The organism is Flavobacterium sp. FPG59 (assembly GCF_002150205.1).
Classification (GTDB): Bacteria; Bacteroidota; Bacteroidia; order Flavobacteriales; family Flavobacteriaceae; genus Flavobacterium.
This window is the reverse complement of record NZ_MTCA01000065.1, coordinates 1-15,587: the sequence shown is the minus strand read 5'-3', so window position 1 is coordinate 15,587 and position 15,587 is coordinate 1. Positions and strand designations below refer to the sequence as shown.

Below are 15,587 nucleotides of genomic sequence, written 5' to 3'. Positions count from 1 at the left end.
ATATAAGTTATTACCAAACAAAAGCCTTATCCACTCTCGCTTTTGTAATACTTGTTTCCTTATTTATTTTTATTCGACAACCTCTTACAATGTTGTCAATCATTTTTTCAGAAAAGTAATTAATTCTAATATAGAAAGAAACTGATCATGAATTTTTACAACACTAAGATTATTATGCCGAGGGAGCTTACATTTATAATAGTAAAAATATTTTCCTGATTTACCTCGTGATGGTGATCCTGTCAAAGGATTACCACAGTGGCAGACGTTAATTTAAAATAACTCTTGTTCCTTCTGGCTCATGAAATTATAGGTATCTTTATTTATTTCATCTTTTTAAACCATTTTTCTTCTACCTTCTTTAATCGTTGCTATATTTTCTCCGATTCATGTTTTTTGTCTGTTGCTTTTTCCTTCTTTGCTTTTACTTCTGCTCAAGTGAAACGTAACAGCCTCTATAAAGTGAGGCTCACGATGCGTTTCTATTGATGGGAATGTCGAATAACCTTTCGCTCTCTAAATTTTCATTAAATGCCGAAGGTAAAAGTGTCGGTATAAACTTAATCAGGAGAGGCAATAATAAGCTTCCTCCTCTGCAAAAAAGTTCTCCATTTGTTCGGCTGGAGCTACTTGAGCGAACAAATAAAAAAACACTTCATTGGCATTGAGCTTATCCAAGTAGCATCTAACTTTTTGAAGTAGTGTGTTTTTATCAGTTTTTTCGCCACTGGGAATTTTTTTTTAAAAGAATCGTCTTGATATCTCTTCATTCATACTGCAAAAGCAAAAATTCTTTAATATATATTAAATTCCTACGCATGGACTTTTAATGCCTAAAAGCGACCCAAAGCGCCACTTTCAAGCAACGAAAAAGATTGCAGCATATCTTAGCTCACAACTTAACAATTAAAAATGAGAGGTGCGATGATGAACGACAATATAAATAAAGATGATTTAAGGCAATTTGGTCTATTGCTTGTAGACCAATTCAAACAAATTATAAAGAACAACCAGAATAAAGACGATGACGACCTAAATCCAGAATGGATTAAAAGCCGTGTTGTCAAGAAACTAATGGATATATCTGCCGCATCGTTACAGAATCTCCGGATTACTGGAAAAGTGCGCTTCAAAAAAGTTTTAGGATCTTACTATTACAACAAATCAGATTTAATGAATCTGTTCAACGATAAAAAATAATATGAGACTTAAAAAGCTTTTAAACTACCTTTCCATTTTAGAGAAAGATCACAGACTTAATGTTTGGCACTTTGCACTTTTGAGCGCAATTCTTTGTCTCGCTTATAAGCAAGGACACACAAGAATCATTAAAGTGAGTCGTAGCAAAATAATGTCGCTTTCACATATTAGCACGTTCCCAACCTATCATAAATATTTTAAGGAGTTGCAACAAATGGGCTATATCAATTACCGACCATGCTATCATCCAGGATATCGAAGCGAAGTGGAAATAACAATAAAGCCTCACGATTTATCTTAAGCGTTTCTTGGTAATATTAAAATACTTTTCATACATTAAAAATCTTACGTAACTTTGCCATCTGTAAATCTATATCCAGAAGTTCCTCACCATTATTTATAATACTCTGCACACTATCAGCAGTAACAAATTGCAGCTTCAATACTTGAATTTCCCTTTCCATTCTTTCGAGAACAGAAAGCCCCTCACCTCGGGTAATAATTTTTTCCCTATCCAATCTATTCTTTAATACTTGCATCTCCCTACCAATTGTCACTTGTTCTGTTAATGCGTATTCCTCAGTCTGCTTAACAGATTGATGACCAAGCATTTCTTTAACTACATTAATCGGCACACCATTGTTCAGCGTAACTGTACTACCAAAAGTACGTCTCGCTTTATGCGTATTCAATGTGAAATTGAAACCGCATAAATCACCGATTTCCTTCAAGTAGGCATTCATCTTCTGATTTGACAAAACAGGCAAGACAGTACCACGTTTCAGGCATAAAGGATGCTTTTTGTATTTCTCCATAATTTCAACAGCTTTTGGGAGCAATGGAATATTAGTTTCGGAATCCGTTTTCTGCCTCGCGGACATAATCCATTGTCCCCCATCAATACCGATTTTAATATTTGCCAGCTTCAGTTGGAAAACATCTATATAAGCTAATCCCGTATAACATTGAAAAATAAAAACATCTCTAACTACTTCGAGTCTCTCTATGGCAAAATCGCGATCCTCCAATATAAAAAGCTCTTCTGCAGTCATGGGTTTTTTATTCGTTTTGGTCTTTTTACCCTTGAACAGCTTAAAAGGATCAGTTGTAATAATCTCTTTAGCGATGGCTCTGAGCACAATTTTCTTAAAATTAGATATATACTTTAAAGAAGTGTTATTGCTGCATCCTTGTACTGTTTTAAGGTAAAACTCGTAATCTTTTATAAATTCATAATTCAGCTCCCTGAATTCAAGATCATCTACGTTATATTTAAACCTTATAAAATCACTAACATGAGATTTGGCTGTTACATAACGCTCAAGCGTGCCTGGAGCATACTCTTTCGGCACCAACGCTTTGACTTCATCATTATGGTTTTGAAACTCTTCTAAAACTTTTGCTTTTGAAGCAACCTTCCCTTTAACGTAATCAATGAGTTTCTGCGCAGTGATTGTCTGATCGTTGTAAAGTAAATCGGTTTTTCTTTTTTTTACTTTTAATTCAAGAGAATTCAAAAATTCATTTAATACCCTTGAATCTTCTTTACTTCCGGTAGCGCGTTCCAGTTTCTGATCCCATCGGGCCACATTCCATGTGTACTTCGTAGATGTTTCTTTAGGAATCCCATCAACTGTAATTCTTAAATAAATAGATCTGACATTAGTTTTTTTTCGCGGACTCTTCAAAAAGAAGGTTAATCCAAAACTGTTCTCTAACATAATTCAACATTTTAAGTTAATAAAGGTCGAACTATAGTACTTTAAAATCAAGTCGTTAACGTCATTTACATGTTGTAAATCAATTAGTTACAACGATTTTGTGGCACACTTTTTTTTCAAGTCCCTTGCGCCACGAATGTGCCACAAAAAATAGGAGCATTTTTGAAAATTATGAAGGTACAGGGCATAAAAAAAGAAAACCTGCAAGTCCATAACTTGCAGGTTTTTAGTACTTTAAGGCGTTTTAAGTGAAAAATATCACTTGTTTTCGCAGAGAGGAAGGGATTCGAACCCTCGATACAGTTACCCATATACTAGCTTTCCAGGCTAGCTCCTTCAACCACTCGGACACCTCTCTAATTAGGTTTGCAAATAACTTAAAAAAAACTGACTTTGAAAAGCAAAATCTAACTTTAAATCATTTCACCACGCAATGGTGTTTCAAAAAAATCTTTAAAATCCTTGTTAGCAATATTTTGACCTAATACATACATGAGTTTTGTAATTGCAGCCTCGGTGGTGATGTCTTTGCCTGAAATCACTCCTATTTCTTTCATTCCTGTGCTGGTTTCATAATGTCCCATACTTACACTTCCGCCAGAACACTGTGTTACATTCACAATATGCAATCCTGCTTTGATTGCTTTTTGTAATAAATCAAGAAACCAGTCTTCGGTAGGTGCGTTTCCTGATCCATAAGTTTCTAAAACAATTCCTTTTAAGTTTGGGATATCAAAAATAGCCGCTAACACAGCTTCACTAATACCCGGAAACATTTTTATGATGGCAACATTATTATCTAATTTCTTATGAACTTGAAAGGTTTTATTGGCACTTTTAGGCAAAAACATTTCAGGATTTATTTTCAAATGCACACCAGACTCTACCAGCTCAGGATAATTAGGAGAGGTAAAAGCTTTAAAATGTTCGGCATTTATCTTTGTAGTACGGTTTCCTCTGTACAACTTGTATTCAAAATAAAGGCAAACCTCTTGTATTAACGGTCCGTTTTGATCTCGTAACGACGCTATTTGTATGGCAGTAATTAAATTTTCTTTGGCATCAGTGCGCAAATCACCTATTGGTAGTTGAGAACCCGTAAAAATAACTGGTTTATCTAAATTTTCGAGCATAAAACTCAATGCCGATGCAGAGTATGACATGGTATCTGATCCATGAAGTACTACAAAACCATCATAGCTAGTGTAATTTTGTTCAATTAAGGATGCTATTTTTGACCATTCAGCAGGATTCATGTTTGAGGAGTCAATGGGTACCTCAAATGAAACTGTTTCAATATCACAATCTAATTGTTTTAGCTCTGGGATATTTTGCAATAATTTACTAAAATTGAAGGCTTTGAGCGCTCCTGTATCAAAATCCTTGCGCATACCAATGGTTCCGCCGGTATAAATTAAAAGTATTTTAGCTTTATACAATGTCATGGTATTTTAATTTATTGACAACAGGATTAGCATACATGGCTAAAAAACCATCAAGTGCCACAGGATTATCATGATCTATACGCATTTCTAATCGGCGTTCAAACAATGATTTTTCATTTTCAGTGTACAAGTGAGCGTATCTATCTGTTTTGTTAACAATATCATACGCAATAAAATTAGTGGGCCACAATTTGTAATTACTCAATATCGTATCGTCAATTTCTTGAGCCAGTGCTACAACTTGCTTGTTTGAATTGTCATTATTCGCTTTTATACGATCGATCTCGGCATCCAAAACAGTGCCTACATGAATATGAATTCGTTTCTTTTGACCTAAAGCTCCGCTAAGAATAGTCATGAAATCTTCATTTTTCTCCTTTACATACACTTCATTATTAGCTTCGGCCATTAATTGAGGCATTTTTAAGGCATCAGTAGGATCATATTCATAAGAAATAGAAACAGGAACTATTTTTATTTTCTTAAAATAGTCCATCACATTTTTCTCATCAGATGCCATTCCAATCATTTTTAAAACACCCGGATTGGTCGCGTCATTGCCATCTTTTGTTCTTCCTTCGCGTTGTGCAATCCATACCGAACGATTTTCATGCAAAAGCAAATTACCCATAAACTCAGATAATAATTTAGAGCTTTGCAACATTTCTCTTGGTGTTAATCCTCTTTGAACTAAGAAATTCCTGTTGAGTTTTGCTAATGTTTTTAAAAATGATTTTTTAACTAAATTATCACCTATTGCCGATGCTGTCATTACTAAACCATGTTCAAACAAAGCTGTATTTAGCAAAGTTGTGTCTAATAAAATATCCCTATGATTTGAAATGAACATGTAAGACGTATTAGCCTCTAAGTTTTCAAATCCCGAAGTTGTAATACCGTCAGAGCTTTTCTCTAGCACTCTTTGTACAGATTGATATATAAAATTACATTGAAAATCACGAATAGAATGCGTTTTTTTCAGTTGCTCTTTCCATACCTCATCTGCCACTTCTGGAAATGTAAAATTCATCAATGCCTTCATCATAGGATGATTTACCACATCATGAAGTGCTTCATTTATTTCCGAATCATAAAAGGGCCTAATAGCGTCAAATTTCTGCATTTTGGTTCTCAATTTTTGTGTGGGCAAATGAACAAAAAAAATATTAAAATAAAGTAAAATCTAGTTTAAATCCCAAAAATAGCTTTTGAATTTGCGGTAGTTATCGTAGCAATTTCATGTGCTGAAAGACCATAAAGTTGAGATAACTTTTCTACAACGCTTACAATATAACTGCTCTCATTTCTTTTTCCTCTATACGGCACAGGTGCTAAATAAGGGGAATCGGTTTCTAGAACAATATGCTCAAGGTCAATTTGATTTAAGAACTGATCTATTTTTCCGTTCTTGAAAGTAGCTACACCACCAATTCCTAGTTTCATGTTATACGAGATAGCCTGTAATGCTTGCTCATAGGTTCCTGAAAAACAATGAAAAATACCAAATAATTCGGGAGATTTCTCTTGTTCTAAAATTTCGAATATTTCGTCAAAAGCTTCGCGACAATGAATCACAATAGGGAGTTTGTACTCTTTTGCAAGTTGTATTTGTTTTCTAAAAGCAATTTGTTGCTGTGGCAAATGAGTTTTATCCCAGTACAAATCAATCCCTATTTCACCAATAGCATAAAACTTTCGTTTTGATAGCTCGTCTGCAACATGTTGTAATTCTTGCTCATAATTTTCTTTAACATAAGTAGGATGCAATCCCATCATTAAGAAAATATGACCTGGGTAATTCTGTTCTAAATCATACATAGGTTGTGTACAGGTAGAATCTATTGCAGGAATAAAAAAACGCGAAACACCAGCATCAATGGCTCGTTGAATCATTTGGTCTCTATCTTGATCAAAATCTTCGGCATAAAGGTGTGTATGTGTGTCAGTGATGACTATATTTGTTTCCAAGTGTATTTTTTCAGGTTTGAGATGCAAAATTACGATTATTAGACGTAGTTTCCCATACCTATAAACTATCAAGTTGTTAATTTTAATGACTTTATTATCGCAAAATAAAGATTCAAAATCCCAACAGAAACTATGAAAAATTTAGATAAAATTCTCAAGAAAGTAAGCTACAAAAAAATCCCATTCAAGATTATGAAAACACAGCACTTGTTGATAAAAGCAAAAATCAACGGGATAAAAGGGAATTTTATTTTAGATACTGGCGCCTCAAACAGCTGCATAGGTTTTGAAAGTATAGAAGTATTTCAATTACAACCTAAAAACTCAGAGACTAAAGCCTCTGGTGCTGGTGCCACAGGCATGGAAACCCAACTGGCATTAAAAAACAAACTTCAATTAGGCACTTGGAAAGACAACCATTTCAATCTCGTAATTTTTGATTTATCACACGTAAACACGGCTTTATTGGCCCACAAAGCCAAACCCGTTCACGGAATAATAGGTGCTGATATCTTGATGAAAGGAAAAGGAATCATTGACTACTTTAACAATTGCTTATATTTGTTGAAATAATATGTTTAAAAAAATTCGATAACTGTTTTTTTTATACGCCTAATACCTACTCAACTATGAAGAAAATTTTACTTTCCTTTTTTTTATTCACGTCATTGAGTTTTTACGCTCAAGTTGCTAATTTGACCAATTGCGCAGGCACTAAAATTTTTAATTTAACACAAAACTACTCTTTACTGGTTGGGAATTTAAACCCTACTCAAACTACAGTAACGTATCATCTTACAGCCGCAGATGCCTTAAGTGGTGCCAATACAATCTCTAACCCTACTAATTTTACCATTACTGCTACTCCAGCTAATGGCGTGACATCGCAAACTATTTATGCAAGAATTAATAACCTTGGAAACATTACTACAAATTATTTTAATTTGATAGTAAACTCCACTATTATTCCTACTGCGATCATTAAACAAATAGATTGCATAAACAATGGCTCTGTAACCGTTACTGCGATAGGAGGCACTGCTCCATACACCTATTCTAAAAACGGAAGTTCATTTACACCAAATAATGTTTTTGATAACTTACTTCCTGGTAGCTACTCTTTCGACGTAAAAGATACCCTTGGCTGCTTGAATGTTTTTAATATGGTTATAACTATTAATCAACTACCACCTCTTGTAATTACCGCTGCTAGTACATCCGTAAATTGTAGTGGTAATGCGGATGGCTCTATTACCGTCATTACAGCAGGAGGTACTTTACCTTACAAGTATTCATTAAATAACGGACCTAGCCAAGCAAGTACTGTATTTACAGGCTTAAAAGCTGGAACACATATTATCACCGTAACAGATTCTAGCAATTGCCTGGCTACTGCAACAGCAACCATAACCGAACCTCTTGCTTTAACAGCCACAACTGTGAGCAGCAATCAATCTGTAATAGTAACTGCATCAGGCGGGGTATCTCCTTATTCATATTCCGTAGATAATGGCCAGGTTTTCCAAGTTAATAACACCTTTAATAATCTAATTCCAGGAAATTACGTAGTTACTACAAGAGATAATAATGGATGTATAACCCAAAATCCAATTGTTGTAAATACGCCATCTCCGCTGATAAATGGACAACCCAAATTGACCATAGAATTCAAGGCCGGTCAAACATTGGCCGATCTTGTCGTTGAAGGTCAAAATATTAAATGGTATTTGAATCAGAATCCATTGGCTGGAAAAACAAATAAAACAAGCCAAGTTCCTTTGCCATTAACCACTGTTATTATGGATGGAACCACTTATTATGCATCACAAACGATAAACGGAATTGAAAGTGTGCAAAGACTAGCGGTAACTGTAAAATCTAGCACGTTGGGCATAGATGAATTGACATTCAAAAACTTTTCTTATTATCCAAATCCCGTGAAAAACGTTATTTCAATTTCAAATGATTCCATTATTGACGAGCTAATATTTATCTCTGTAAAAGGAAAAACTATTTTAACCCAGAAACCTAATAGTCTGAGTGCTGAAATTGATTTATCTAATTTCTCTGCAGGTATTTATTTTTTAAAAGTAACATCAGATGGAGTTAAAAAAACAGTAAAAATTATAAAAAACTAAGTAAATACAAACCATCAAAAAACCCGACTTGTTGAGTACAGTCGGGTTTTTTTATTTTGAAAAATTATATTCTTTCTGATTACAATTCCAATGCTTTTTTAGGATTGTTGTCCATCAATAATTCCATTGGGTTTTCTAAAGCTTCTTTTACTGCTACTAAGAAACCTACAGACTCACGACCATCAATAATTCTGTGGTCATAAGAAAGTGCCACATACATCATTGGGTGAATTTCCACTTTACCGTTTACAGCAATAGGACGCTCAATTATGTTGTGCATTCCTAAAATTCCTGATTGTGGTGGGTTGATAATTGGAGTTGACAACATAGAACCAAACACACCACCGTTAGTAATTGTGAACGTTCCACCAGTCATATCATCTACTGTAATTTGACCGTCACGTGCTCTTAAAGCCAAACGTTTAATCTCAGCCTCAACACCACGGAAAGTTAAGTTTTCAGCATTACGAACCACAGGAACCATAAGACCTTTTGGTCCAGATACAGCAATAGAAATATCACAGAAATCGTAAGCTACTTTGTAATCCCCATCCATCATAGAGTTTACATCTGGATACAATTGTAAAGCTCTAGTTACTGCTTTTGTAAAAAATGACATGTAACCTAATCCTACTCCACCATGTTTTGCTTTGAAAGCATCCTTATATTCATTACGAATCAAGTTGATTGGCGTCATGTTTACTTCATTAAAAGTAGTTAACATGGCTGTTTCGTTTTTAGCAGCAACTAATCTTTCTGCTACCTTACGACGTAACATTGATAACTTCGTACGCTCTGTACCACGAGATCCTCCAGTAGGAGTTCCCATTGATGGCACTGCATTTACAGCATCTTCTTTTGTAATTCTTCCGCCTTTACCCGTACCTGAAATAGTGGTTGGCGCTATGTTTTTTTCGTCTAATATTTTTCTTGCTGCTGGAGATGCATGTCCTTCAGCTGCTGATGATGGTGTTTGTGCCACGGGTGCCGCTTTTGGAGCTACAGTTTCTACAACTGCTTTTGGTCCCGAAGTCTCGGGATCAACTGCTGCCGCTGGTGCATCACCTGATGGTTTAGCTGCACTAGTGTCAATCAAGCAAACTACTGCTCCTACTGCTACAGCATCACCTTCTTCAGCTTTTAATGTAATGATTCCGCTTGCTTCAGCTGGTAATTCAAGTGTAGCTTTATCTGAATCAACCTCTGCAATTGCTTGGTCTTTTTCTACATAATCTCCATCTTTTACTAACCAAGTTGCAATTTCAACTTCTTTTATAGATTCCCCTGGCGAAGGGACTTTCATTTCTAAAATCATCTTTGTTATTGTTTAAGGTGTGAATTGTTTAAAGTTCAAAGTCACCCAAGAGTAGCTTTAAACCTTAAACTTTAAACTATTTTTTATCTAAATAAATTTTTGTCAAATACCATTCTTATTGCATCAGCGTGACGTCTTTTTGCTCTGGTGTAACTTCCTGCTGCTGGTGCCGCATAAGCTTTTAGAGATGCTAATCTCCATTTTACCAAATCAAAGTTCATCAACATATAACTATAAGCTCCCATGTTCTTAGGTTCTTCTTGTGCCCAAACATAATCATCTGCATTAGGATACTGCGCAATGATTGCTTTAAGTTGGTCAACTGGTAGTGGAAACAATTGCTCCACACGAACTACTCCAACATCATTACGACCGTTGTTGGTTCTTTCGGCTACAATATCATAGTAAAATTTACCCGTACAGAATACTAGGGTTTTAACTTCTGCTTTGTTTACTGTAGCGTCATCTATCGTTTCTTGAAATTCTCCATTGGCTAATTCATCAACTGTTGAAACACATCTTGGATCACGCAATAAACTTTTTGGTGAAAACACAACTAGCGGCTTACGGAAATTGGTTTTCATTTGTCTTCTCAACAAGTGAAAAAAGTTAGCTGGCGTAGTACAATCAGCAACGTACATGTTGTGACGTGCGCAAAGCTGTAAATAACGTTCCATTCTTGCTGATGAGTGCTCTGCTCCTTGCCCTTCATACCCATGAGGCAACAATAAAACAATACCGTTCTGGTTGTTCCATTTGTCTTCACCACATGAAATGTATTGGTCAATCATGATTTGAGCTCCATTGGAGAAATCCCCAAATTGTGCTTCCCAAATGGTAAGTGCATTTGGATTTGCTAGTGCATACCCGTAATCAAAACCAAGAACACCGTATTCTGAAAGGAAAGAATTAAAGATACGGAAGTTTCCTTTTTTGTTTTGGATGTGATCCAATAATACTACTTCTTCCTCAGAATCCTCAACTTTAACAACAGCATGACGGTGCGAAAAAGTACCACGTTCAACGTCTTGCCCTGAAATTCGAATATCATAACCTTCAGTCAACAAAGATCCATAAGCAAGAGTCTCTGCAGTTCCCCAGTCAATGGTATTGTTATCATAAACTGTTTTTCTATCAGTAACAATTTTTGTGATTTTGTTGATGAATTTTTTATCTGTTGGTAAGCTAGAAACCGTATTGATTATAGAATCTAAAGTGGCTTTGTCAACTTTAGTGTTCACTTTTTCGAGCATCACATCATTAGAAACTTGCTCGTATCCATCCCATTCGTTTTGCATGAAAGGGGTAATGATTGTTAAATCTTTTTTACGGGAAGCTTCTAGGTTGTGATCTAGATCGTCTTTATATTCTTTTTCTAATGTTTTTACTAAATCAGCAGTAATAACTCCTTCTGACAGTAATTTTTCAGCATATAAATCTCTAGGATTTTTGTGCTTTGCAATAATTTTATATAAAACGGGCTGTGTAAAACGAGGTTCGTCACCTTCATTATGTCCGTATTTTCTATATCCTAATAAATCAATAAATACATCACACCCAAACTGCATACGGAAATCTAATGCAAACTGCATAGCATGCACAACAGACTCTGCATCATCAGCATTTACATGCAATACTGGAGAAAGTGTAACCTTTGCTACATCGGTACAATACGTAGATGAACGGGCATCAAGATAATTTGTGGTGAAACCTACTTGATTGTTGATAACAATATGAATGGTTCCGCCTGTTTTGTATCCATCAAGTTGTGCCATTTGAACAATTTCATACAAAATTCCTTGTCCTGCAATGGCCGCATCACCGTGAACAGCAATAGGCAGTACTTTAGAGAAATCTTCTGGGAAATATTTATCTTGTTTGGCACGCGTAATTCCTTCAATAACTGCTCCTACAGTCTCTAAGTGAGAAGGGTTAGGAGCTAAATTTATGTTTATTTTTTTTCCTGATCTGGTAACTTTATCAGCGGTTAAACCTAAATGGTATTTAACATCTCCATCAAAATACTCTTGGTCGTAATCTTTACCGTCAAATTCGCTAAAGATATCTTGAGTAGATTTTCCAAAAATATTGGCCAAAACATTCAATCTACCTCGGTGAGCCATTCCCATTACAAACTGCTCAACACCTTTCTCTGCTGCTCTCTCGATAAGTGCATCAAGTGCAGGTATAACTGATTCTCCACCCTCAAGTGAAAAACGTTTTTGCCCCACATATTTTGTGTGTAAAAAGTTTTCAAAAGAAACAGCTTGATTTAATTTATTTAAAATAACTTTTTTCTCCTCTGCAGAAAACTTAGGTTGATTATCATTAACCCCTAGTTTTTTCTGGATCCACTCTACCACTTCAGGTTTACGAATGTACATATACTCAATACCTATGTGCTGACAGTAAATAGTATCTAAGTGTGTTACAATTTCTTGAAGCGTACATGGCTGGATATTGATTGCTTTTGCAGCATCAAAAATAGTATTTAAATCTGCAGCTGACAAGCCAAAATTAGTAATATCAAGTGTAGGCGATGCAGTACGTCTTTCTCTTACTGGGTTTGTTTTTGTAAACAAATGACCTCTGGTGCGGTATCCATCTATCAGTTTAAGAACATTAAATTCTTTTTGTAGTTTATCCGAAACTAAACTTACATCAGTATTTGTCGAGGCAAAATTTGCCAACTGTGCTACTGGATTTTCTTCATTGTAAGTTGTCATTCCAAAGTCAAAACCTTGAAAAAAACTTCTCCAACTTGGCTCCACGCTATCTGGATTCTCTAAATATTGATCGTATAACTGGGCAAAAAATTCGGTATGTGCTGCGTTTAAAAATGAAAACCTATCCATAATATGTAGTGAATATACTTTTTTGTTAAAATAGTTTGGCAAAAGTACGATAATACAATAAATTTATAATTTATTTTAAGATACTTTTACATTGAATATTGTTAAAAAACTAAAAACTTATAGCCATGAAATGTTTTTTCAATCGTTTTAGAAACCTTTTTGTATTATTTGCCTTGTTTTTTTTAAATGAGGTGAAGGCACAGCAAGACAATACATCTACTCCTAAAGAGCAACAATTTTGGGATAAAGTACAATTTGGCGGCGGAATAGGTCTTGGTTTCGGATCGGGATTTACAGATATTTCTTTGGCACCCAGCGCCATTTATAATGTAAATGAATATGGATCCATAGGACTTGGTTTGCAATATAAATACCTAAAACAACAAAACAGTTTTGCCTCACACCTATACGGAGGAAGCGTTATCGGGTTATTAAATCCTTTACCAGAAATCCAGCTTTCTGCAGAATTAGAACAACTTAGAGTAAACGTAAACTTAGACGGATCTAATAGCAATTCTCAAAGTTTCTGGAGCACTGGTCTATTCTTAGGAGCAGGTTATCGCTCTGGATTTGCAACTATGGGTGTGCGCTACAATGTTCTTCAAGATGAAAACAATATTTACGGAAGCCGTTTTATGCCTTTTGTGAGGTTTTATTTTTAGTTTGAATTTACTTAAACAGTTGCTTTGAAAGCTTTATTTGTATTTGTTTTTAAACCATACTTTTTGCCATTCTCTTTTTAGAATTAAGAAAGCAACTTGTTCCGCTAGAATTACCAAATCAGATCCATCGAGTTTTTTGATTTCTTCTTCGGAGACATCAATGATGTAAAGTAAATTAAGGTATTCAGCAAATTTGTATTGAATGAGTCGGTAGATTTTTTCATGTAATTGCAACTTCAACTCAGTTGGAGAGGTACTCAACGGAAAATCTACAGCTTCATTAGCTAAATTAAAATCCTTGTTTAATTGTTCTACTAATTTTAAATACAAGTTATCGCCTTCTGCTTCAGAAAGTAGTAAATCGGTGTTTTTAGGGGCTACAAACATATGTTTAAAATTTCAATGGCTATATTAAGGTCAATTTTCAACATAGTTATTAGGTATAATTTACTTCTTTTTAAATACTAAGTATCAATTTTCAACATCAACAATGTTATTGAAATTTAAAATTGTTTTTGAATTCGAATTATACTTTCCTTCCCATTAGGTTTTCACCAAAGGCTCTCAACATTTGCTTTTTCTCTGCACTAATGTTCATTTTGTCCAGCGTTTGGAACGCCTTAAACGTAAAATCTTGAATGGCATCCTGAGTAGCTTTGGACGCACCTGAACTATTAAAAAGTGCCTTTACACGTTCTATCTTATCTGTGCTGTCTTCTGGCTGAATTGAAAAAAGACTTTTCAGTTCCTCCGCTTCTTTTTCATTTGAAAAAGCAACTGCTTTAAGGTATAAATAGGTTTTTTTGTTTTCAATGATATCTCCGCCTACTTGTTTTCCAAAAGTTTCTGGGTTTCCAAAAGCGTCTAAGAAATCATCTTGCAATTGGAAAGCCAATCCTAAGTTAAGTCCAAAATCATAAATTAAATTTGCATTCTCTACTGAAGTTTCGGCAATAATTGCTCCCATTTTCATGGCTGCTGCCACTAAAACAGCTGTTTTATACTGAATCATTTTTAAATATTCAGGAATAGTAACATCTGTACGATCTTCAAAATCAACATCCCATTGTTGCCCTTCACAAACTTCAAGAGCTGTTTTGCTAAAAAGCTTGGCTAAATCTCTAAAAATCAACGGCTCGTATTGCTCAAAATACTGATAAGCCAAGATCAACATCGCATCCCCAGATAAAATTCCAGTATTGATATTCCATTTTTCATGAACCGTTTCATGACCTCTACGCAAAGGAGCATCATCCATAATATCATCATGCACCAGAGAGAAATTATGAAAAACCTCAACCGCTAATGCGGCTGGAAGTGCTTTTTTATAATCGGCATCAAAAACCTCAGCACTCATTAAAGTAAGTACAGGACGCATTCTTTTACCACCTAAATCTAAAATATAATGAATAGGCTCATATAAATTCCTTGGTTCTTTGGTTTCATATTGAGATTGCAAATAAGCAGAAAGGAACTCTTGATATTGAACGATATTGTGCATTGTTGTTTTGTTTAGCGTTTAAAATTAAAAAAGGAATACAAAAAATCCCAACTTTTGAACTTTATATCCGCAAAGAAACTCAAAAAACTTCAAACTAGCTAAAATGTTAAAGTTACTCAAACGTTAAATAAATCTAAATACTCAGGAAACTTATTTGGTATTTAAAGTTTCCGTCTTACATTTGCACTCGAAATTGACGGTAACTGTTTTCTACTTTCCCAAATGAAAACATTGTTGCTTTCTTTTCTAATTTTAACCTATTCAAATCCTTATGAAAACCACTTGGACCATTGACTCGAATCAATCTGATGTTCTTATTAAAATGAGACACTCTATCATTGCGTATTTAGCGGGCAGCATCAATGAATTTGACGGTCATATTGACATAGATAATAATGAAATAGCCGATGCATCAATCGCTTTTTCACTAGATGTAAATAACAGAGACGCTACATTAGAACAAATAGACAATCACTTAAAGATGAATGATTTCTTTAATGTGAAGGAATATCCATTGATTAGCTTTAAATCTACTTCATTTGAAAAAGTTACTCCAAATATCAATTTCTTAAAAGGAAATCTTACCATTAAAAATATCACCAAATCGGTAGAACTTGATGCAGAGTTTATTGGAATTAACGCGTACAATGGCAACAAAAAAGCTGCTTTTGAAATCACGGCTAATATCAATCGTAAAGACTTTGGGTTAACACCAAATTCTTTCCAACAAGCAGGCGGACTAGCTCTAGGTCAAGACATTAAGTTAATTGCCAATCTAGAAT

At 34.8% G+C, this 15,587-nt stretch carries 14 protein-coding genes and 1 tRNA gene; 6 read left to right on the top strand and 9 right to left on the bottom strand.

Annotated features, from left to right (window positions below):
* Positions 1-924 precede the first annotated feature (924 nt).
* Together FPG59_RS07975 and FPG59_RS07970 are read left to right on the top strand one after the other, a co-directional pair.
* Positions 925-1,200 (top strand): DNA-binding protein, encoded by a 276-nt coding sequence (locus tag FPG59_RS07975; RefSeq protein ID WP_254906668.1) that lies wholly within the window; start codon positions 925-927, stop codon positions 1,198-1,200.
* A 1-nt stretch (position 1,201) separates the two neighbouring features.
* The gene (locus tag FPG59_RS07970; RefSeq protein WP_086454084.1) at positions 1,202-1,501 is read left to right on the top strand and encodes a hypothetical protein; all 300 of its coding nucleotides are present in this window, start codon (positions 1,202-1,204) and stop codon (positions 1,499-1,501) included.
* A gap of 28 nt (positions 1,502-1,529) precedes the next feature.
* On the opposite strand, the gene FPG59_RS07965 is transcribed toward FPG59_RS07970, so the two are convergent.
* The 5 genes from FPG59_RS07965 to FPG59_RS07945 form a co-directional block, all read right to left on the bottom strand.
* A complete protein-coding gene (locus FPG59_RS07965) occupies positions 1,530-2,921 on the bottom strand; it encodes a site-specific integrase (protein ID WP_086454083.1) in 1,392 nt (463 codons plus the stop codon).
* Positions 2,922-3,192: 271 nt separating this feature from the next.
* A tRNA-Ser gene (locus FPG59_RS07960) sits at positions 3,193-3,279 on the bottom strand.
* Between the two features lie 55 nt (positions 3,280-3,334).
* Positions 3,335-4,366: an asparaginase gene (locus FPG59_RS07955; RefSeq protein ID WP_086454082.1), complete on the bottom strand. Its 1,032-nt coding sequence runs from the start codon at positions 4,364-4,366 to the stop codon at positions 3,335-3,337.
* A complete protein-coding gene (locus FPG59_RS07950) occupies positions 4,353-5,489 on the bottom strand; it encodes a 1-acyl-sn-glycerol-3-phosphate acyltransferase (protein ID WP_086454081.1) in 1,137 nt (378 codons plus the stop codon). Before FPG59_RS07950 ends, FPG59_RS07955 begins: the two co-directional genes overlap by 14 nt.
* A gap of 65 nt (positions 5,490-5,554) precedes the next feature.
* A complete protein-coding gene (locus FPG59_RS07945) occupies positions 5,555-6,322 on the bottom strand; it encodes a TatD family hydrolase (protein WP_086454086.1) in 768 nt (255 codons plus the stop codon).
* 144 nt (positions 6,323-6,466) lie between these two features.
* Here FPG59_RS07945 and FPG59_RS07940 point away from each other — a divergent pair, with 144 nt between their 5' ends.
* Both FPG59_RS07940 and FPG59_RS07935 read left to right on the top strand, forming a co-directional pair.
* Entirely contained in the window at positions 6,467-6,907 is a 441-nt protein-coding gene (locus FPG59_RS07940) for a retropepsin-like aspartic protease (protein WP_086454080.1), read from the top strand.
* A gap of 56 nt (positions 6,908-6,963) precedes the next feature.
* The gene (locus tag FPG59_RS07935; protein ID WP_086454079.1) at positions 6,964-8,472 is read left to right on the top strand and encodes a T9SS type A sorting domain-containing protein; all 1,509 of its coding nucleotides are present in this window, start codon (positions 6,964-6,966) and stop codon (positions 8,470-8,472) included.
* Between the two features lie 79 nt (positions 8,473-8,551).
* Here the strand turns inward: FPG59_RS07935 and odhB are convergent, their stop codons facing one another.
* Positions 8,552-9,787, bottom strand: coding sequence for a 2-oxoglutarate dehydrogenase complex dihydrolipoyllysine-residue succinyltransferase (odhB, locus tag FPG59_RS07930; protein ID WP_086454078.1), 1,236 nt, complete (start codon positions 9,785-9,787; stop codon positions 8,552-8,554).
* Between the two features lie 83 nt (positions 9,788-9,870).
* A complete protein-coding gene (locus tag FPG59_RS07925; protein WP_086454077.1) occupies positions 9,871-12,642 on the bottom strand; it encodes a 2-oxoglutarate dehydrogenase E1 component in 2,772 nt (923 codons plus the stop codon).
* Positions 12,643-12,767: 125 nt separating this feature from the next.
* Between FPG59_RS07925 and FPG59_RS07920 the strand changes: the two genes are divergently transcribed.
* Positions 12,768-13,304, top strand: coding sequence for a hypothetical protein (locus FPG59_RS07920; protein ID WP_140344610.1), 537 nt, complete (start codon positions 12,768-12,770; stop codon positions 13,302-13,304).
* A gap of 33 nt (positions 13,305-13,337) precedes the next feature.
* Here FPG59_RS07920 and FPG59_RS07915 read toward each other — a convergent pair whose 3' ends face one another.
* Positions 13,338-13,691: a hypothetical protein gene (locus FPG59_RS07915; RefSeq protein ID WP_086454076.1), complete on the bottom strand. Its 354-nt coding sequence runs from the start codon at positions 13,689-13,691 to the stop codon at positions 13,338-13,340.
* A 139-nt stretch (positions 13,692-13,830) separates the two neighbouring features.
* On the bottom strand, positions 13,831-14,805 hold the full coding sequence (locus FPG59_RS07910) for a polyprenyl synthetase family protein (protein WP_086454075.1): 975 nt from the start codon (positions 14,803-14,805) through the stop codon (positions 13,831-13,833).
* A 271-nt stretch (positions 14,806-15,076) separates the two neighbouring features.
* On the opposite strand from FPG59_RS07910, the gene FPG59_RS07905 reads away from it, so the two are divergent.
* A partial coding sequence (locus tag FPG59_RS07905; RefSeq protein WP_086454074.1) for a YceI family protein occupies positions 15,077-15,587 on the top strand: 511 nt, incomplete at its 3' end.

Bases quoted from the DNA above. Each gene is read 5' to 3' on its own strand.
- FPG59_RS07920 (WP_140344610.1), top strand. From the start codon at position 12,768: ATGAAATGTTTTTTCAATCGTTTTAGAAACCTTTTTGTATTATTTGCC.
- FPG59_RS07965 (WP_086454083.1), bottom strand. From the start codon at position 2,921: ATGTTAGAGAACAGTTTTGGATTAACCTTCTTTTTGAAGAGTCCGCGA.
- FPG59_RS07970 (WP_086454084.1), top strand. From the start codon at position 1,202: ATGAGACTTAAAAAGCTTTTAAACTACCTTTCCATTTTAGAGAAAGAT.
- FPG59_RS07955 (WP_086454082.1), bottom strand. From the start codon at position 4,366: ATGACATTGTATAAAGCTAAAATACTTTTAATTTATACCGGCGGAACC.
- FPG59_RS07975 (WP_254906668.1), top strand. From the start codon at position 925: ATGATGAACGACAATATAAATAAAGATGATTTAAGGCAATTTGGTCTA.
- FPG59_RS07935 (WP_086454079.1), top strand. From the start codon at position 6,964: ATGAAGAAAATTTTACTTTCCTTTTTTTTATTCACGTCATTGAGTTTT.
- FPG59_RS07925 (WP_086454077.1), bottom strand. From the start codon at position 12,642: ATGGATAGGTTTTCATTTTTAAACGCAGCACATACCGAATTTTTTGCC.
- FPG59_RS07915 (WP_086454076.1), bottom strand. From the start codon at position 13,691: ATGTTTGTAGCCCCTAAAAACACCGATTTACTACTTTCTGAAGCAGAA.
- odhB (WP_086454078.1), bottom strand. From the start codon at position 9,787: ATGATTTTAGAAATGAAAGTCCCTTCGCCAGGGGAATCTATAAAAGAA.
- FPG59_RS07910 (WP_086454075.1), bottom strand. From the start codon at position 14,805: ATGCACAATATCGTTCAATATCAAGAGTTCCTTTCTGCTTATTTGCAA.
- FPG59_RS07940 (WP_086454080.1), top strand. From the start codon at position 6,467: ATGAAAAATTTAGATAAAATTCTCAAGAAAGTAAGCTACAAAAAAATC.
- FPG59_RS07950 (WP_086454081.1), bottom strand. From the start codon at position 5,489: ATGCAGAAATTTGACGCTATTAGGCCCTTTTATGATTCGGAAATAAAT.